Source organism: Chryseobacterium sp. VD8 (assembly GCF_037149975.1).
Taxonomy (GTDB): domain Bacteria; phylum Bacteroidota; class Bacteroidia; order Flavobacteriales; family Weeksellaceae; genus Chryseobacterium; species Chryseobacterium indicum.
In genome coordinates this window covers 16,956-34,195 of record NZ_JBBCQL010000017.1, presented here as the reverse complement: position 1 = coordinate 34,195, position 17,240 = coordinate 16,956, and the positions used below count along the sequence as shown (strand labels likewise).

Sequence of the window (17,240 nt, the reverse complement as noted above, 5' to 3'; positions counted from 1 at the left end):
AACCGGCCAAAGTCTGAGCCGTTAAACCCGCAATGATAACTGCGGTAAACAGAGCGGTTTTAAAATAATTGATGTGGGTTTTGGAAAGTTCTTCCACGGCGAAAACAATTCCGCCTAAAGGTGTATTAAAAGCCGCTGCGAGTCCCGCTGCCGCACCCGTCATAATCATATTTTTCTTTGAGATTTTCGGCCACCATTCGGGAAGGTATTCGTTTACTTTTCTGAAAACAGAACCTGCAATCTGAATCGTAGGACCTTCGCGACCGACTGCACCGCCTCCGATAACCAAAACCAAAGAGGAAAGAATTTTGAAAACAATAATTTTTAAGCTTAATAAACTTCTAATCTTTCTATGTTCTTTAGGATTGGCGAGTTCTACAGCCGCCATCACCTGCGGAATTCCGCTTCCTTTTGCATTCGGGGCAAATTCTTTTACGAGCCACCATTAGACAACAAAACCAATCGGAGCAATTATGAAGATCATCCACGAATGCCAATCCAGAATAAAATGCAGGAGTTTTCCCCCCCACGAAAAAATCTTTGCATACATCACCGCCACAAAACCCGTAATCACAGAACCGATCCAGAATGGAATTGCCTGAAGCAGATTGTACTTCAGTTGTTCGTTTCGGATGTTATCGAAAGATTTTTTAAGAGATCTCCGGATGATGACTATTATTTTCAGCATTTAATTGTTGGTAGCAAGATTGATGATAAAAATAAGGAATTTATATTTCTTCTAAAAATTTTGCCACCATTAAAGCATTTTGTACAGAAAGTTCTTTAGGCAAGGCGAAGCTTAATAAGTCGTTTTTAATTTCCAGCTTAAAATCTTCATCAGAAAACGCTTTGATTATTTCTTTTCGTTCTGAGTTTAAAAAGGATTGTGTTTTTAAAGGATTACTTCCCAAAATATAAAAATCTTTAAAATCACGGTCTTTAAAATTAACAGTAAAGCTGCTGAATATTCCTGCAATTTTATCTGCCCATTTTTTTCTGTTGACTGAAATGAACCCAAAATCACTGCTTAATTTTTTCATTCCCCAGATTTGCAGACTGTCGTATGAAGTTATTGTGTACGCTCCTTTTGCGGTGGTTCCGATTTTACTGACGATGAAAAGATAAAAAGAATTCTGCCTGTTTTCATCCGTAATGAAATAGCCTATTTTTGGAGTAAAAAGCGGTATTTCTTCAGCGGAGTTAAATTCATGAAAAGGGGAGTCTTTGATTTCAATAACAGCAATATCGTAAATTTCAAAAAGGTTGTCATAAACCTCAAATATGAGATTTTCTTCTTCTTTTGAAAAATCGAAAAGTTTTTTAACGTTTAGTTTTCTGAAATCGAGTTCCACGGTGAAAAGGTTTTTTTAATTGTGTTAAATTTAAATATTAATGAGTAGATTTACACAAAAACGGAAAAAAGTTTATAAAACATGATGAATATTTATAAAAATAGATATCAGCTACTGAAAAAAAACTCTACAAATGTGATATTGGTTTTTATGTTTTTTTTGCTTTCGCATATTCTGTTTTTACAGCGTTATGATTTTTTATCAAATGATTTTTTAAATAATTATCTTTATCTGTTAATCATTAATATGCTAATTATTCTTATAAGTTCTGCAGTAACAACAAGTAAAGAAATCAGAACGGTGTACATTATAATTCTTATTTGTATGTTTATTTTTCTTATCATTTACAGCTTGTTTTTAGTATTGTTATCAGGATTGGCTAAAGCGCATATAAATGGCTATTAAAATTTGGAATATCATTTTATTAATTCTTATTGGAGGATTAATTATCGGGATTTTTTTGAATGAAACTGCTTACAAAAGATTTGACAGATCAGATTATTATATTTATGTTGAAAACGAAGAGGATGTAAATACAGTACTTCTGGAAAATATGTTCATAAACAAAGATGATACTATTAATATTCCCAATGGGGAAAAGCATTTATCGGTAAATGAAAAACTTCTGCCTAAAAAACTTCATTTGTTTTGGTTCTGTTTTGAGGACAACAAATTTTATGAATTTAATGGAGAAATTGATGATGACCTTATCAGAAAAAATATTGAAAATAGCGAAAATTTAGGGCTTACCTTTGGAAAACACGGAGCGTTTACTGTAAAAGCGAATTATAAAGTAACACAAAAACTTAGGGGAACTGCAGTTTTAAAGCCTTGGTTTAATAAAGATGTAAATAGAGATGTCGCAGTATTTTTTGCTCAGAATAAAATAAAAATTACGCCATATCTTACGATAAAAAGTGGCTCCGAGTTTTCAGGAATAGAGTTTAGTTCCGTGACTTATCATTATTTATCAAATTCATCTTATTTAGCAGATACACTCATAAACAGAACATTTTTCTATAAAAATCGACCTCTTATAATACGTCCCTTTGATGAAATTGATCTTAAAATCACTAAAAATGCCGGAATGAAACCTAAGTCGGAAGAATTTTTTTTGCGCCTGTTTTAAGAATGAAAATAGATTTAGATCCTGATCAGCTCTATGAAATTTTAAAGAACAAATCTACAGATCAATTTGATCTATACATTGATCTTGATAAAAATGACAGTCTGAAAAGTATTTATCTGTCCAATAAAAAAGAAAATTTCAAGCTAGATACTGAAATAAAATACGAGTTAGAATCTAATCAATAAGAAATATTTGCTAACAAAAAAACCTCCGAAAAAAATCGAAGGTTTTATATTGTAAAGATGTTTCGATAAGCTTAATATGACAATTGAATCATTCATCACTTATCATTCATCATTTATAAATTATATTTCTGTATTCAGATCCCAGTTTTCAAGGTAATCATGAACATGTTTAAGCATCATTCCTCCTAAAGAACCGTCTACAACTCTGTGGTCGTATGAGTGAGACATGAACATTAAGTTTCTGATCGCGATTACATCTCCGTCCGGAGTTTCAAGAACGGCAGGTTTCTTAACGATGGCTCCGATTGCCAAGATTGCAACCTGAGGCTGAGGAATAATAGGAGTTCCCATTAAGTTTCCAAAGCTTCCTACGTTAGAAATAGTATATGTTGCGCCCTGAGTATCTTCAGGTCTTAATTTTTTGTTTCTTGCTCTGTACGCCAAATCGTTGATCGCTTTTGCCAATCCTGAAAGTGATAACTGATCTGCATTTTTAATAACAGGAACGATAAGATTTCCATCCGGTAAAGCTGTTGCCATACCGATATTGATGTTTTTCTTTTTGATGATGTTTTCTCCGCTGATTGATACGTTGATCATAGGGAAATCCTGAATCGCTTTCACAACTGCTTTCACGAAAATCGGCATGAACGTCAGTTTTTCACCTTCGCGTTTTTCAAAAAGAGATTTGTTTTTATTTCTCCATTTTACAACGTTGGTAACGTCTGTTTCGATGAAAGAAGTTACGTGCGGAGCAATCTGCTTCGCTTTTACCATGTTTTCAGCGATGATTTTTCTCATTCTGTCCATCGGAATGATCTCATCACCTGCAGAAGCGGTAATGGTTGCCGCCGGAGCTGAAGTTGCAACCGGTTGTGGAGCAGATGCAGTTTGTACAGGAGCAGCCTGCTGAACTGGCTGGTTTCCTCTGTTTTTAACGTATGCTAAAATATCTTCTTTGGTAATTCTTCCTTCCAGACCGCTTCCTTTGATGGTTTTCAGTTCGGTTTCAGAAATATTTTCCTGCTGAGCAATAGATTTTACAAGGGGTGAAAGATAAAGATCTCCCGAAAACTCTGTTGAAGCAGCTACTTTTAAAGGTTCCTCAATGGTTTTTAAGGTTTCCGCGTCCGGAGCAGCCGCCGGAGTTTCCGTTTTTACTTCTTCAGAAGCAGTGTTTCCGCCTTCTCCTTCAATTTCTAAAATAGCAATGGCTTCACCTACTTTTGCAACTTCGTCTTTTTGTTTCAAAATCTTTACGATTTTCCCCGAAACGGGTGTCGGAACGTCTGAATCTACCTTATCTGTTGCAATTTCTACTACGGAATCATCCTCTTTTACGCTATCACCTTCGTTGAACAACCAGGAGATAATTGTCGCTTCCATAACACCTTCTCCCATGGACGGAAGCAATAATTTGTATTCTGCCATTTTTAATTTTTAGATTTTGACAAATATATAAAAAAAATCGATTTTTTTATGAAATATTAAATTTTAGAAAAATTCAATGTAAATATTTTCGCCCACGTTAAGTCCAAACAGGGATTTTGCCCCGTTTTTTCTGCTTCCTTTGTAGATGGTAAGCTCCAAAAGCTGACTGTCATTGAAGATTGCAGCAGACTGCCCGTGAAATTCTGTTTCCCTATCCCAGTCCGAAACCACTTCCGTATGACTCGAAAAGACTCTTGAAAGTGCTAAGTTTCTGAATTTTATCGTGAAACTTTCGTATCCTTTTGCGATGGTTTCAAAAAAATCTTTATTAATATTTGAGATTATATTTCCGAAATTATCAATGTAGGTAACTTCTCCGATAATCATTTTTTCGGATTCATTGTAAACAGGTTTCGGAAAAAGAAGCTGCTTTGCAGAGTCTATTTTTCTTCCGATTACTTCGGGAAGTCCTCCGTTTGCCAGATGAACGGCTGCAGGAACAAAAACATCCGTAGAAGTAAAATTAACGATATCGTCGAAACGGTTATTTAATGTAATTTCGTAAATGGCTTCAGGTTTAATATCAAAAAAGATTAAACTTAAAACGCCGTTATCCGCCGCCAAAAAGTAATGACCGTCGGATTTATATAAAATATTTTTCCTGTTTCTGTTGTGAAAACTGTCTACGGAAACAATATGTATGGTGCCTTTCGGAAAGTGTTTATAAGCATTTCTTACGATGTAAGAGGTCTGTATCAGGTTAAAAGCCTGTATTTCGTGACTAATATCAACAATATTAACCTTCTGATTCAGAGAAAGAATGCTCCCTTTTACAGCGGCAACTCTGTAATCCAAATTTCCGAAATCTGAAGTGAGGGTTATAATTGACATTGATGGTTGTATAGAATGATAGAAATGCAAATTTATCTAAAATAAAAGGAATGCCGGAAAAATTATGGAAAAGAATTTGATATAAATTTCAAAAAAAGCTTTAAATTTAAAATCTAAAATTAATAATAATACTGCATGTTTGAATTGACATATGATCTTGAGGATATCGATGCGAAAATCTTCTACGGAGTAAACAACCAATTTTTCAACCTTATAAAATCTACTTTTCCCACTCTTAAAATTACGGGAAGAGATCACTATATTTTTGCGATGGGCAATCAGGAAGCTTTGGACATTTTTAAGAAAAAGCTTGATGATATTGTTAATTTTATTTCAAAAAACAATTCTATAGACCTGAAAGATGTTGAAAATCTTCTGAATATTAAAGATGAAAACGAAAAACAGCTTGTTTTTGATCAGGATATCATTGTAAAAGGCGTTAATGGTAAAATCATCAAAGCGAAAACCACCAACCTAAAAAAATTAGTTAAGGAAACTGAGAAAAAAGATATGGTTTTTGCGATCGGACCTGCCGGAACAGGAAAAACGTATACGAGTGTGGCTTTGGCGGCAAAAGCTTTAAGGGATAAAACCGTTAAAAGAATTGTTTTAACAAGACCTGCGGTTGAAGCAGGGGAGAGCTTAGGATTTTTACCGGGTGATCTTAAAGAGAAACTGGATCCATACTTACAGCCTTTGTATGATGCATTGCGTGATATGATTCCGCACGAAAAGCTGGAAGGTTTTATTGAAAAGAAAGTGATTGAAGTGGCTCCGTTAGCGTTTATGAGAGGAAGAACTCTGGATGATGCCTTTGTAATTCTGGATGAAGCGCAGAATACAACCCATTCCCAAATGAAAATGTTTTTAACGAGAATGGGGATGAATGCTAAATTTATCATCACCGGAGATCCGAGTCAGGTGGATTTACCTCCGAAACAGCAATCCGGATTAAAGGAAGCGATGAGAATTCTGAAGGATGTAAAAGAAATCGGTTTTGTTCATTTAACGGAAGAAGATGTTGTAAGGCATCCTGTTGTAAGAAAAATTATTCTAGCCTACAACGATGAGGAAAAAAGACAGCGAAACGATTAAACAATTTATCATAATATAATTGAAAAGCAGATTAATTCGGGTTAATCTGCTTTTTTCTTTTTTAAACATCTTGATGGCAAAATTTTGTTATTAAAAAAAAAATGTTATTTTTGCGGCTGATTAATAAAAAACTATTAACTATGAAGAAATTATTTCTTTTGACAGCGGTCGCTGTTATGGGATTGAGCGCAAAAGCTCAGGAATTCAGATTCGGACCTAAAGCAGGATATTCTTATTCAACCCTTAAGCTTAAAGACAACTCAGATTCTGAAACTTCAGATCCGGTACATACTTTTTATATTGGAGGTATTGCAGAATATAAAGTAAGTGACAAATTTGGTTTACAGGGAGAACTTTTATATTCACCACTTGGAGGAAAACTGAATATTGCAGAAGTTGATCCTAGTGATCCTACCAACTTTTTTAATGTTAAGGCAAAACAGACTTACCATACTTTATTAATTCCTGTTTCTGCTAAATATTTCATTACTGAAGGTCTTTCGGTTTCTGCAGGTGCAAGTTTTGGAGTTATACTTTCTGCTAAGCAAAAGTATTCTGCAGATTTAGGATTAGGCGGAGTTATTCCGGGATTCGAAATCAACAGCAGCGATGAAGTGGATATCAAAGATCAGTTAAATACTTTGAATATTGCTCCATTCCTTGGTGCTGAATATATGCTGGAGAACGGATTATTCTTTGATGCAAGATACAATATGGGAGTATCTAATTTGGCAAAAGACGCTTCAAACGGAGAAAAGTTGACCAACAGCTTTTTACAGGTTGGAGTAGGATTTAAATTCGGAGGAAACTAAGAATTATTCTCATAAAAAATTAAAGCGGTACAGAATTTGTACCGCTTTTTTTCTGTATAAATGTACCCATTTTTATTACCGGAAAATTCTCAATTCAAAATTTAAAATTATTAAAATGAAAAAACTATTATTGTTAAGTGCTTTTGCATTTTTTGGAGGTCTTACGCAGGCTCAGGAAGGTTTCAGACTGGGAGCTCATGTTGGTGCACCGCTTGGGGATGCGGCAGATGCAGCGAGTGTAACTCTGGGATTAGATGCAGCGTATATGTGGAATATCACGAAAGGTCTTGATATTGGTGCTGCTACAGGATATTCTCATTTTTTCGGAAAAGATAATGTAGACGATTTTGGATTTATACCTGTTGCTGTTTCCGGAAAATACAGATTTAATAAGATTCCTTTGTTTGTAGGACTGGATCTTGGTGCCGGAATTTCTACCAGAAACTACATTAACAGCGGACTATATGTTGCGCCGAGGGTAGGGTATCAGATGAAGAATACAGAACTGTATTTAGGATTCCAGAGTGTAAGCAGTAAATACAAAGGTCGTGGTCCTTATTGGTACGGTGACGACAGATTTAACTTCGGAGCGGTGAATTTCGGGGTAAATTTCTTCCTTAGGTAAATTTTTTAAAATCAACTATAATGAACTCCGATTGCAAAATTGGAGTTTTTTTATTCAAAAATTTGTGAAAACGCTAAAAGCCTTTATTTAATAACATTTATTGTTGGAAATTGCTAAAAATTTCCGATGATATTAATCACATTAACAAATTTTAATATTCACAGCGGTCACTGTAAATTTGCCGTCAGAAAGTATTAAAATTATTAAAAAAATGAAAAAGGTATTATTAGCAGGTGCTATCGCACTTTTTGGTTTATCTAATGCGCAAATTGCTAAGGGAACTACATATGTATCAGGAACTTTAAACTTTGCAGCTACTGAAGATAACAATACAAATATCAAAACTAGTGATTTAAGATTAGTTCCTACAATCGGACATTTCGTTGGAACAAACGTAGCAGTTGGAGTTGGAGTAGGTTATGCTTCAAGCGTAGCAAAAAATGAAGGTGCACTTACAACTACTAAAAGCACTGTTTCTGCATTTGTTGTTGAACCTTTTGCAAGAAAGTACTGGACTTTAGGTGAGAAATTCTACATCTTCGGTCAGCTTTCTGTACCAATGGCTTTCGGAAAAGATAAGCTTGAGAATACTGTTGCAAATGTAACAAACACTACAGAAGAGAAATTCAATTCTTTCGGTGTTGCTGTGAAGCCAGGTTTAGATTATTTCTTAAACAAAAACTGGACTATTGAAGCTACTATCGGAGAATTCGGATATAGCAACTTCAAATATAAGAACGCGAAAAGCGTAGATAACTACAACTTCGGTCTTGATTTGGCTTCTGTTGGAATCGGTGTAAAATATGTTTTTGCAAAATAATAAACAAAGCATATAAACTAAAAAGTCCTGAGTTTTACTTAGGGCTTTTTAATCTTTAAATAAACTTTAAAATAAATTTTTTTAACTATGAAAAAGCTATTATTAGCAGGTGCAATCGCGTTTTTCGGATTATCTAACGCTCAGATGACTAAAGGAGACTGGGTAATCAGCGGAAATACAGGAATTGGTTTCAACAATATGGAAACTAAAACAAAGGTGAACGGACAGACTTTTGACGGGACTAAAGTAAGCACTTTCGCTGTTACTCCATCTGTAGGTTATTTTGTAATAGACAAATTAGCCGTAGGAATTGATTTAGGTTTCACAAATGTTACAACAAAAGACAATGGTGACAAGAATACTGATTCCAGCTTTTCTGTAATGCCAACTGCGACTTATTATTTTGCCAACAGCAGCAAAGTAGTTCCTTTCTTGGGAGCAGGTATCGGTTATGCTTCGAGCAAAACAAAAGAAACTATTTCAGGAACTTCAACAGATTTTACTGCTGACGGTTTAGCGTGGAAAGTGAAAGGAGGAGTTACTTATATGGCAACTCAGTCTTTAGGGATTAACTTAGGGGTGTCTTTCGATCAGTTCTCAAACAAAGAAACTTATTTCGGTACTGAATTTAAGAACAGAGTAAATACTTTCGGTGTAAACGTAGGTTTCTCTTATTTCATCAAAGCTAAAGCTCAGAAATCTGATAAATAATTCAATTAATTTCTTTCATTAGGATAAACAAAAAATCCGGCTCAGATATGAGCCGGATTTTGTATTTGTAAAATACTAAAGTTTTAAAACCATTCTTTCTGGTTCTGAACATACGTTCTGTCAAATTCTTCATCAGATTTTGTAAGGTAAATAATCCCTTCAATTAATCCAACAATACCAACAATACCGCAAGTTACAAGTCCTAAAACTAACTGAATAATTCCTGCTTTAGTATATCCAAGATAGAATTTGTGAATAGCAAAAGTTCCAAGTAAAATTCCTAAGATTCCTGCAACAACTTTTTTTTCTGATTTGTAAGGTTGGTTGTTCCCTTGTTGATTGATTTCCATAATAATTATTTTTTAATCGTTTTTTTGTGTTTTATTTGCCGAACATTCCGCCCATTCCAGGTATATTTGGCATTTTGCTCATCATCTGCATCATCTGTTTTCCTTGTGGACCCTGCATCATTTTCATCATTTTGCCCATTTGGTCGAACTGCTTCATTAACTGATTTACATCTTCAATTTTTCTTCCTGCACCTTTTGCAATTCTGTTTTTTCTCTGGGTATTGATGATGGAAGGTTTTCTTCTTTCTTCGGGAGTCATAGAGTAGATGATTGCTTCGATATGCTTGAATGCGTCATCGCTGATCTCAACATCTTTGATCGCTTTTCCTACACCCGGAATCATCCCCATCAAATCCTTCATATTACCCATCTTTTTGATCTGGTTAATCTGCTTTAAGAAATCATCAAAACCAAATTCATTTTTAGCGATTTTCTTGTGAAGTTTTTTCGCTTCCTCTTCATCAAACTGTTCCTGAGCTCTTTCTACCAAGGAAACAACGTCTCCCATTCCAAGAATTCTGTCTGCCATTCTTTCTGGGTAGAAAAGATCCAAAGCCTCCATTTTCTCACCTGTAGAAATGAATTTAATTGGCTTTTCAACAACAGAACGGATCGTTAGAGCGGCTCCACCACGGGTATCACCGTCTAATTTCGTTAAAACAACCCCGTCAAAATTCAAAGTATCGTTGAATGCTTTAGCTGTATTCACTGCATCCTGTCCCGTCATAGAGTCAACAACGAAAAGCGTTTCGTTTGGCGTAATAACAGAATGAACGGTTTTAATTTCCTTCATCATCTGCTCATCGATTGCTAAACGACCAGCTGTATCCACGATCACTACATCGTGACCGTTAGCTTTTGCAAAATTAATCGCATTCTGAGAAATGCTTGAAGGATCCATAGAACCTTCTTCCGTGAAAACCGGAACCCCGATTTGTCCGCCTAAAACTTTAAGCTGATCAATCGCAGCCGGACGATATACGTCACACGCAACCAAAAGAGGTTTTTTATTTCTTTTTGTTTTTAAATAATTCGCCAGTTTTCCGGAGAAAGTAGTCTTACCGGACCCCTGAAGTCCTGCGATAAGAATTACAGACGGTTTTCCGGAAAGGTTGATTCCTTCCTGAGAACCTCGCATCAGATCTACTAACTCATCGTGAACGATCTTCGTCATCAGCTGTCCCGGAGTAAGCGATGTAAGAACGTCCTGTCCTAAAGCTTTATCCTGAACTCTTTTTGTAAGATCTTTTGCAACTTTATAATTAACATCGGCATCCACCAATGCTCTACGAATTTCTTTTACGGTTTCCGCAACGTTGATTTCCGTGATTTTTCCACGTCCTGAAATGTTATGAAGCGCTTTGTCTAATTTATCCTGTAAACTATTAAACATATGTATTGTAAATTATAGGTTTGCAAAAATAAGGAAATTTTTTAGTAAAATGAGAATTCTCATGGTGATAAGATTGTAAACATTCAATAAAGATAAAAAACCAGACAGAGAATTATATTTATTCAATTTGAAGATTATCTTCATACATTAATAGGATATTGATCTTTTTACAGAAAAACAGACTTCTTTTGGAAGCCTGTTGGGGTTTAGAATTAGAATGACACTTACTCTAAGGTTTCCAAAATGTCCATTTCTGACCATTAAATAAAATAAGCCTGTGTTTAGAAGAATCAGTAGGATGTTTTATAAAAGCCAGCATTCCCGGAGATGGATTCTTGATTGCCATAAAGTCTGTAACGATTGGCAATACCATTGCTTTGTCATTGGAATCTAAAACCAAAATACCATCAGTTGTCGTAGCGGAATTACCAATAACAGTTTTTGCATTCGGATGATCCGTTAAAGGTGAAGCTTGTGGTACTTTTACAGTGGCTTCAACTGTTGTGCTGTAACCGGATTGTACACTTAAATCGGTCCATCCGGTATTTTCATTTTTTACCTTTACTTTATATTCTGTATTGGAAGATGCGTCAAAAATAAATGTTCCGCCTTTCGAATTATTTGTTCCTGTAGGTACAGTTTCTACATAGGGGAGTATGATGCCTTTATCATGAGTATCTCCGAATTCCAATAATACAGACGTATTTGTAATATCCGGATTAACTGTTATGGATTTTTCTCCGATTCTTACCTGAGCATTCATTATATTCAAAACTGAGGTAAGAGTTACCAATATAATTATTTTCATTTTATGTTTGAATTAATCGTTAAAATTTTTTAAGTATTTCAATGATGATATTTTATGGACAGGTTTGTGTGGTGAAGCACTTCCAACCTTCTCCTGTAGCAGATCCAGTATAGATTTTAAGGCAGCCTTTTCCTGCATTTTCGTCTGTATCAAAGACCATCATTCCTACTACGGGAATTGCAATTGTTCCTTCCGGATTGCTGTTTCGGGTAATCACAAAACCTTTTGTTTTACTTTCCAGTACAGTATAAGCAGAATTTCTAAGCATAGGCCAGTTTCCGTTATTAGCACCCGCTCTTCCAAGCGAAGTTATTCCATGTTTTACCGGATAAGTCTGGTTGGCTACTAAAGCTGGATCTTCATAGCAAACAGAATCTTTTATTACAATAGTTATAGAGCATGATCCTGTCGCACGCGGAGATGTTATTGAAATTGTAAGATTTCCCGCGCTGCCGCTTCCGTCATAGGTAAAAGGAATGTCAACATAACTGGCTCCCTGTGAAATGAATGCTACATACGGAGAAGGGGATGTTGTAATTCCGTTACCGCTTAAAGTAAATTCTGCCAATCCGTTTACTGCTCCTGAAATAGGAATTCGTAATACAGAATTTTGGGTGCTTCCGTTTGCAAACAGTTGTGCTCCTACTATACCTCCGCCGGGAGCACTGCAGTCAAATGTAAAGTTTCCGGGCACGTTCGTAACAGTAGCACAGGATCCTAAATCGCCAAAATCTCTTCGGTTTGTACTGGTACCTGCAATATTTCCCACAAAAGAAGAAATACCTGTCATTGCGTCCAATTTCCAAAGATCGGTTCCGTTTCCGTTTATTCTGCTGTAGTAAAAATAATTTCCAAGGTACGCTAAACCATTACCGTTAGAAGTGGTGAGATCCGGCACGGTTCCGCTCATCTGCGTTACCGGAGTTGCTGTAAGCGTTGAAGGATTTATTCTGTACAGCCAGTTATTAGTGTCGGTTACGCTAATAATTAAATACAGGTTTCCTCCGTTATCTACGGCAATATCATTCAGGGATCTTCCATTTGTCCAATTGGCATCACCTGTTACGTTTCCTAATGTTGTGGCAGCTCCGCTTCCTGACCATCTTGTTAAAGCTTTGTTGTTAATTCCATACACTAATCCTGTAGAGGGATCGGTACCAATTCCTAAAGGTGAACCCCAGGTTATTGTACTTTGTTGTTGATAAGTAGTATTAGCTGATGTCGCTACTCCAACCCAGATTCTTCCTGAAGCGCCATTAGGCGAGGAGACAAATTGATTTTGAGATAAATTTCCGGCAATAGGACCATAAGACATATTACCATGAGTGGCTGGCGTACCGTCTGCTACCGATGTTGTTCCTGTAATGTTACCGGCAGAATCAAAATTGATCTTATAAGTTATTCCCTGGTTTGAATTGATACCGAACAATTCATTACAGGTAGGAGCGGCAGAGGGCGTAAATGACTGACATGAAGCAAGATCTAAATCATCTGCATTGGAAAAAGGACCTAAAAGAGTATTTAGCGTATATGATGTTTTTACTGTGCTTACACCCGTATTAGGATTTATTTCATAAATTCTTGCTCCAAAAGAACTTGCCAATAGTATTGTTGTGGAGAACCCCTCAACAGCATAAATATTCCCGTTATAAAACGCCAATCCCTGAAAAGTCGACGGCAGACTGCCACTCAACTGAATAACCTGTGTAGCCTGTAAAGTAGACAAATCTATTCTGTAAATATATTTTGCCGAACCTTGTGTAACTACAGTATACATTCTTCCGTTTGAATCGAAAAAAGAGTCGCTTGCAACAGTACCGCCAGACCAGATGGTGTCGCCGGTAATCGTTCCGAGATTGGCTGCAGGCGCAGGACTTGCTTTAATAAGACTTTTATTATCTGATATGCCATAAACATATCCTGCTGTAGAAGAACCGGATATAGGATTTGCAGTTAATCCTCCCACGCCTAACGGTAAATTTGTTCCTATAGAGGAATTGCTTACATACACCGGAGAGTTGGCAGATATATTAGAAGAGGTAAAAACCGTTTGTGATGTATTGGAGGGATTTGGTCCCATAGCCAAATTGCTTCTTGCCGAAGAAGACATATTGGTTGTAGCGGCGGGCAAATTTCCATTCAATGAAGAAATATCATAGACATTTCCGTTCTGAGCATTTATTATATATAATGCATTGCAATTTTGAGCTTTTGCATTCCAGAATATACTGCAAATGCAAGTTAAAATAAAAAGAAATCTAATATTCATCTATATGTATTTAAAGTTATACTTCTATCTGTTTTTTTAGATTAAAGTGTACCGATACAAATAGATGAAAAATAATCGCAACTATTTAATTAACAAGACCTCAGAAGTCCTCGTGTGGCAAAGTAAGGTGTCAGAATACGCTGTAATTTTAATCATATGGCAGAAAACCAGACTCTGGAATCTACATCTGATGATAAATTGAGTTTCTTTCTCAATCTGTAGATTTTGCCTTCCACAGATTTTATAGAGGAATTTGTATAGATGGCAATTTGCTTACTTGTAAATCCCAACTTAAGCATTGCACACATTTTCCTATCTGAAATGTTAAGAGAATTCGAACTGATTGCATTTAGTTTTTCAAAAAAATCAGGAAATGCTGTATTGAATTTTTCGATAAAGATCATATCGCTTAACTGTACGGATTCAATAAGTTCTTTTAATGTTTCCTCAGAAAATGCTTCTTTATTTAAATTTTCTTTTAACCGTTTTAGTTCGTTGCTGAGGTTTTCAATTTGTTGTTTTCTGTAAAGATTTCGATAAAGTGTAATATAATATTTTTCCCGCTTCTGGATAAAGTAATACGAATTGACAAACATTAAGATAAGTACAGATGAGATGTTTACGATTAACAGATAATTGCCAAAGCTTTCATACTTTTCATTATGATCAAAAATTTCAAAATTAGAAAATGCAGAAATATAAATATTTGATAAGATCAATGCAGTGAGAAAAATAATTAATAAGCGATCATTTTCCGAAGAAAAAAATAAATAAACTGCCAGCAATAGAGGAAAATAATACAAAAATGTACCACTTTTAATACCGTAATAACAGGAATAAAACGTAACCAGGAATGTTAATGCGATAAAAGACAGAATTATACAGTATCTATTCATGAGAATATCTCTCAGGAAGAGAAAACAGAAGCAGTAAAACAGGGATATACAGAATAATAATAGGGCATTAGAATAAATCCCGATAAAAAAGATATTAAAGGCAGACTGAATTAGGAAAAATACAGATAATAAAAAAATGTAGATATTAAAAAGAATAGCAGAATCTTTCTCTTTATCCGAATCTAAAGAATCATCAATTCTCCAATAGGAAACAGCGTAATACAATCGATTAAATGTTTTTTTTATCATCAGAAGTGTTTAATTATTTGTGTTGTAAAAAAGTACTCTGCTAAAACATAACGAACATTAGATAATTTCTTTAATTGAAGTAGCAAAAAATTATATATATGTAAAACTCATTTGATGCATGAAAAACAAGTTCTTATTACAAATGAGATTAAAGCAAAGTGTTTTTATAAAATTGATTGCAAATATACAAATAAGTTGCTTTTTATGAATTAATATTAAAATTATATGGATGATTTTTTTATTCTATAAATAGGATTTTTACTTGAATTGAAAGTATTTCGAAATGATAAAAATCAAATTGTAGCAAAATGCGATAGAAAAAGTCTATTTTTGTGTTAATTAAAAATTACCTTATATACTTATATATGCTAGGTTAAAACTAAATTAAAAAATGAAGGGCAATCCAAATATTCTGGTTACAATACTGTTTTTTTTAACATTTTTAATTCATTTTTCATTATGGAAATTTGTTTTCCATCTTGATGAAATCATTATTGTAAAGTTTTATCTTTTTCTGAGTGTTATGTTTATGATGATGATAACACTTATTGTCTTAATTAATAGAATAGCTCCTGAGTTTTTAGGTTTGTCAGTTATTGGATTGATTCTTTTAAAGTTTGGATTAATGTATTTAATTAGAAAAAAACTAAACTTTGAATCTATTCCCGGCTATAAATTTCACTTTATATTACCATATTTTGTCCTAACAACACTGCTTACCTACTATGCAATTAAGCTTATTAATTATGACAAAAAACAGTAAAAATATTTATTGAAACTAGAAAAATTATTATATTTTTGCACAACGAAAAAAACCTATCAATGTTTAAGAAATTCGCAGTTTTATTCTACAGTATTTTTGTATTAAACTTAGTGTCTGCACAGCATAGTGGTGCTGATGCTGAAGCAGGTTCTGCTACTACAGAGCTATCTGAAAAAGATAAAGTAAGTAAAGAAAACAAAGAGTATATCGATCATCACTTATTGGATGCTCACGATTTTACATTGATGGTGGATAAAGAAGGTCATCATATTGGTTTTCCTCTTCCGGTTATTTTTTATGATAACGGTTTTCACGCTTTCATGAGCAACAGTAAAGAGGGATTCATGCACGGTGAAACTACAGAGGTTGACGGAGCTTTCTATAAATTACATCATGAAAAAATTTACAAGACTGATGCGGCTGGAAATTTAAAAGAAGATGAAGAAGGTCATGTTACTTCGGAAAAGGTTTTAGATTTATCAATTACGAAGAGTGTTTTGATTATTTTATTGACAGCGGTTTTCATGTTCTTATTGTTTGCCGGAATGGCTAAGTCTTATAAAAAGTCTGCTGTTCCTACAGGTACAGCAAGATTTTTGGAGCCTTTGGTAATTTTCGTGAGAGACGAAATTGCTATTCCGAATATCGGGCATAAATATAAAAGATTTATTGGTTATCTTTTAACAGTATTTTTCTTTATCTTATTTTTGAACGTATTAGGATTGATGCCATTCGGAATTAATGTTACAGGGAATATTACGATGACTTTCTTTCTGGCTATTCTTACTTACCTGATTACGACTTTTTCGGCAAACAAAGATTATTGGAAGCATATTTTCTGGATGCCTGGAGTTCCTGTTCCAATGAAATTGATTATGTTGCCAATCGAATTATTAGGAACAATTACTAAGCCTTTTGCATTGATGATCCGACTTTTTGCAAACATGACTGCAGGACATATTGTCGTAATGAGTTTGATCGGATTGATCTATGTATTTAAAAATGTAGTGGCAGGAGTTGCATTCCCTTTCTTAACATTAGTAATTTATTTGTTAGAAGTATTAGTTGCATTCTTACAGGCTTATATTTTTACAATGTTATCTGCTTTATTCATCGGAATGGCAGTGCAGGAGCATGAGCATGAACACCACGCTGCTCACTAATTTGAAAGTTTAAATTAATTTATCAGAAACAAATTTTTTAAAATTATATATTATGGAAATCCCTAAAATTGTAGGTGCTGGTATCGTAGTACTAGGTGTAGGTATCGGTCTTGGTAAAATCGGAGCTGCTGCTCTTGAAGCTATCGCTAGACAACCTGAGCAATCTGGAAAAATCCAAACAGCTATGCTTATCGCAGCTGCACTTGTAGAAGGTGTTGCGTTTGCTGCTCTATTCGCGGTAAACTAATTAAAATTAAACCACTATCCGTAACGGTTGGTTACAGGTAGTGGTTATTTA

At 34.7% G+C, this 17,240-nt stretch carries 18 protein-coding genes and 1 pseudogene; 10 read left to right on the top strand and 9 right to left on the bottom strand.

Annotated features, from left to right (window positions below; all coding sequences use genetic code 11):
• Positions 1-688 (bottom strand): annotated as a pseudogene (locus WFK35_RS03695) (chloride channel protein); the annotation flags it as partial.
• Between the two features lie 40 nt (positions 689-728).
• Positions 729-1,352, bottom strand: coding sequence for a hypothetical protein (locus WFK35_RS03690; protein WP_336731398.1), 624 nt, complete (start codon positions 1,350-1,352; stop codon positions 729-731).
• A 394-nt stretch (positions 1,353-1,746) separates the two neighbouring features.
• Between WFK35_RS03690 and WFK35_RS03685 the strand changes: the two genes are divergently transcribed.
• Entirely contained in the window at positions 1,747-2,481 is a 735-nt protein-coding gene (locus WFK35_RS03685; protein ID WP_336731396.1) for a hypothetical protein, read from the top strand.
• 2 nt (positions 2,482-2,483) lie between these two features.
• Positions 2,484-2,666 (top strand): hypothetical protein, encoded by a 183-nt coding sequence (locus WFK35_RS03680; protein WP_336731394.1) that lies wholly within the window; start codon positions 2,484-2,486, stop codon positions 2,664-2,666.
• Between the two features lie 120 nt (positions 2,667-2,786).
• On the opposite strand, the gene WFK35_RS03675 is transcribed toward WFK35_RS03680, so the two are convergent.
• Both WFK35_RS03675 and WFK35_RS03670 read right to left on the bottom strand, forming a co-directional pair.
• Positions 2,787-4,097, bottom strand: coding sequence for a dihydrolipoamide acetyltransferase family protein (locus WFK35_RS03675; RefSeq protein ID WP_336731391.1), 1,311 nt, complete (start codon positions 4,095-4,097; stop codon positions 2,787-2,789).
• 63 nt (positions 4,098-4,160) lie between these two features.
• On the bottom strand, positions 4,161-4,988 hold the full coding sequence (locus tag WFK35_RS03670) for an SAM hydrolase/SAM-dependent halogenase family protein (protein WP_336688845.1): 828 nt from the start codon (positions 4,986-4,988) through the stop codon (positions 4,161-4,163).
• Between the two features lie 135 nt (positions 4,989-5,123).
• On the opposite strand from WFK35_RS03670, the gene WFK35_RS03665 reads away from it, so the two are divergent.
• The 5 genes from WFK35_RS03665 (at position 5,124) to WFK35_RS03645 (ending at position 9,051) form a co-directional block, all read left to right on the top strand.
• Positions 5,124-6,083: a PhoH family protein gene (locus WFK35_RS03665; RefSeq protein ID WP_087710390.1), complete on the top strand. Its 960-nt coding sequence runs from the start codon at positions 5,124-5,126 to the stop codon at positions 6,081-6,083.
• 140 nt (positions 6,084-6,223) lie between these two features.
• Complete coding sequence (locus WFK35_RS03660) at positions 6,224-6,895, top strand: porin family protein (RefSeq protein ID WP_336731390.1); 672 nt, start codon at positions 6,224-6,226, stop codon at positions 6,893-6,895.
• 115 nt (positions 6,896-7,010) lie between these two features.
• Positions 7,011-7,520: a hypothetical protein gene (locus tag WFK35_RS03655; RefSeq protein ID WP_336731389.1), complete on the top strand. Its 510-nt coding sequence runs from the start codon at positions 7,011-7,013 to the stop codon at positions 7,518-7,520.
• A gap of 211 nt (positions 7,521-7,731) precedes the next feature.
• Positions 7,732-8,340 carry an outer membrane protein gene (locus WFK35_RS03650; protein WP_336731388.1) on the top strand — a complete coding sequence of 203 codons (609 nt, stop codon included), beginning with the start codon at positions 7,732-7,734 and terminating at the stop codon, positions 8,338-8,340.
• 87 nt (positions 8,341-8,427) lie between these two features.
• A complete protein-coding gene (locus tag WFK35_RS03645; protein WP_336731387.1) occupies positions 8,428-9,051 on the top strand; it encodes an outer membrane protein in 624 nt (207 codons plus the stop codon).
• Between the two features lie 83 nt (positions 9,052-9,134).
• Here WFK35_RS03645 and WFK35_RS03640 read toward each other — a convergent pair whose 3' ends face one another.
• The 5 genes from WFK35_RS03640 to WFK35_RS03620 form a co-directional block, all read right to left on the bottom strand.
• Positions 9,135-9,401 (bottom strand): TM2 domain-containing protein, encoded by a 267-nt coding sequence (locus WFK35_RS03640; protein WP_336731386.1) that lies wholly within the window; start codon positions 9,399-9,401, stop codon positions 9,135-9,137.
• Positions 9,402-9,432: 31 nt separating this feature from the next.
• Entirely contained in the window at positions 9,433-10,794 is a 1,362-nt protein-coding gene (ffh, locus tag WFK35_RS03635) for a signal recognition particle protein (RefSeq protein WP_336731385.1), read from the bottom strand.
• 229 nt (positions 10,795-11,023) lie between these two features.
• Positions 11,024-11,602, bottom strand: a complete 579-nt coding sequence (locus tag WFK35_RS03630) for a hypothetical protein (protein WP_336731384.1) — start codon at positions 11,600-11,602, stop codon at positions 11,024-11,026.
• Between the two features lie 52 nt (positions 11,603-11,654).
• Positions 11,655-13,871 (bottom strand): hypothetical protein, encoded by a 2,217-nt coding sequence (locus WFK35_RS03625; protein WP_336731383.1) that lies wholly within the window; start codon positions 13,869-13,871, stop codon positions 11,655-11,657.
• 152 nt (positions 13,872-14,023) lie between these two features.
• Positions 14,024-15,016 carry a helix-turn-helix transcriptional regulator gene (locus tag WFK35_RS03620; RefSeq protein WP_336731382.1) on the bottom strand — a complete coding sequence of 331 codons (993 nt, stop codon included), beginning with the start codon at positions 15,014-15,016 and terminating at the stop codon, positions 14,024-14,026.
• Between the two features lie 391 nt (positions 15,017-15,407).
• Between WFK35_RS03620 and WFK35_RS03615 the strand changes: the two genes are divergently transcribed.
• From WFK35_RS03615 to atpE, 3 genes are read left to right on the top strand one after another with little or no spacing between them, the layout of a single operon-like run.
• Entirely contained in the window at positions 15,408-15,779 is a 372-nt protein-coding gene (locus WFK35_RS03615) for a hypothetical protein (protein WP_336731381.1), read from the top strand.
• Between the two features lie 59 nt (positions 15,780-15,838).
• Positions 15,839-16,942 carry a F0F1 ATP synthase subunit A gene (gene atpB / locus WFK35_RS03610; RefSeq protein WP_336731380.1) on the top strand — a complete coding sequence of 368 codons (1,104 nt, stop codon included), beginning with the start codon at positions 15,839-15,841 and terminating at the stop codon, positions 16,940-16,942.
• Between the two features lie 52 nt (positions 16,943-16,994).
• Positions 16,995-17,189 (top strand): ATP synthase F0 subunit C, encoded by a 195-nt coding sequence (atpE, locus tag WFK35_RS03605; protein ID WP_002979108.1) that lies wholly within the window; start codon positions 16,995-16,997, stop codon positions 17,187-17,189.
• The last annotated feature ends 51 nt before the right edge of the window (positions 17,190-17,240 follow it).

What these genes read in the sequence shown, in the direction of transcription:
- WFK35_RS03660 (WP_336731390.1), top strand. Translation starts at nt 6,224, where the DNA reads ATGAAGAAATTATTTCTTTTGACAGCGGTCGCTGTTATGGGATTGAGC.
- WFK35_RS03645 (WP_336731387.1), top strand. Translation starts at nt 8,428, where the DNA reads ATGAAAAAGCTATTATTAGCAGGTGCAATCGCGTTTTTCGGATTATCT.
- WFK35_RS03640 (WP_336731386.1), bottom strand. Translation starts at nt 9,401, where the DNA reads ATGGAAATCAATCAACAAGGGAACAACCAACCTTACAAATCAGAAAAA.
- WFK35_RS03670 (WP_336688845.1), bottom strand. Translation starts at nt 4,988, where the DNA reads ATGTCAATTATAACCCTCACTTCAGATTTCGGAAATTTGGATTACAGA.
- WFK35_RS03655 (WP_336731389.1), top strand. Translation starts at nt 7,011, where the DNA reads ATGAAAAAACTATTATTGTTAAGTGCTTTTGCATTTTTTGGAGGTCTT.
- atpE (WP_002979108.1), top strand. Translation starts at nt 16,995, where the DNA reads ATGGAAATCCCTAAAATTGTAGGTGCTGGTATCGTAGTACTAGGTGTA.
- WFK35_RS03650 (WP_336731388.1), top strand. Translation starts at nt 7,732, where the DNA reads ATGAAAAAGGTATTATTAGCAGGTGCTATCGCACTTTTTGGTTTATCT.
- WFK35_RS03685 (WP_336731396.1), top strand. Translation starts at nt 1,747, where the DNA reads ATGGCTATTAAAATTTGGAATATCATTTTATTAATTCTTATTGGAGGA.
- WFK35_RS03615 (WP_336731381.1), top strand. Translation starts at nt 15,408, where the DNA reads ATGAAGGGCAATCCAAATATTCTGGTTACAATACTGTTTTTTTTAACA.
- WFK35_RS03620 (WP_336731382.1), bottom strand. Translation starts at nt 15,016, where the DNA reads ATGATAAAAAAAACATTTAATCGATTGTATTACGCTGTTTCCTATTGG.
- WFK35_RS03625 (WP_336731383.1), bottom strand. Translation starts at nt 13,871, where the DNA reads ATGAATATTAGATTTCTTTTTATTTTAACTTGCATTTGCAGTATATTC.
- WFK35_RS03630 (WP_336731384.1), bottom strand. Translation starts at nt 11,602, where the DNA reads ATGAAAATAATTATATTGGTAACTCTTACCTCAGTTTTGAATATAATG.
- WFK35_RS03680 (WP_336731394.1), top strand. Translation starts at nt 2,484, where the DNA reads ATGAAAATAGATTTAGATCCTGATCAGCTCTATGAAATTTTAAAGAAC.
- WFK35_RS03675 (WP_336731391.1), bottom strand. Translation starts at nt 4,097, where the DNA reads ATGGCAGAATACAAATTATTGCTTCCGTCCATGGGAGAAGGTGTTATG.
- atpB (WP_336731380.1), top strand. Translation starts at nt 15,839, where the DNA reads ATGTTTAAGAAATTCGCAGTTTTATTCTACAGTATTTTTGTATTAAAC.
- WFK35_RS03665 (WP_087710390.1), top strand. Translation starts at nt 5,124, where the DNA reads ATGTTTGAATTGACATATGATCTTGAGGATATCGATGCGAAAATCTTC.
- ffh (WP_336731385.1), bottom strand. Translation starts at nt 10,794, where the DNA reads ATGTTTAATAGTTTACAGGATAAATTAGACAAAGCGCTTCATAACATT.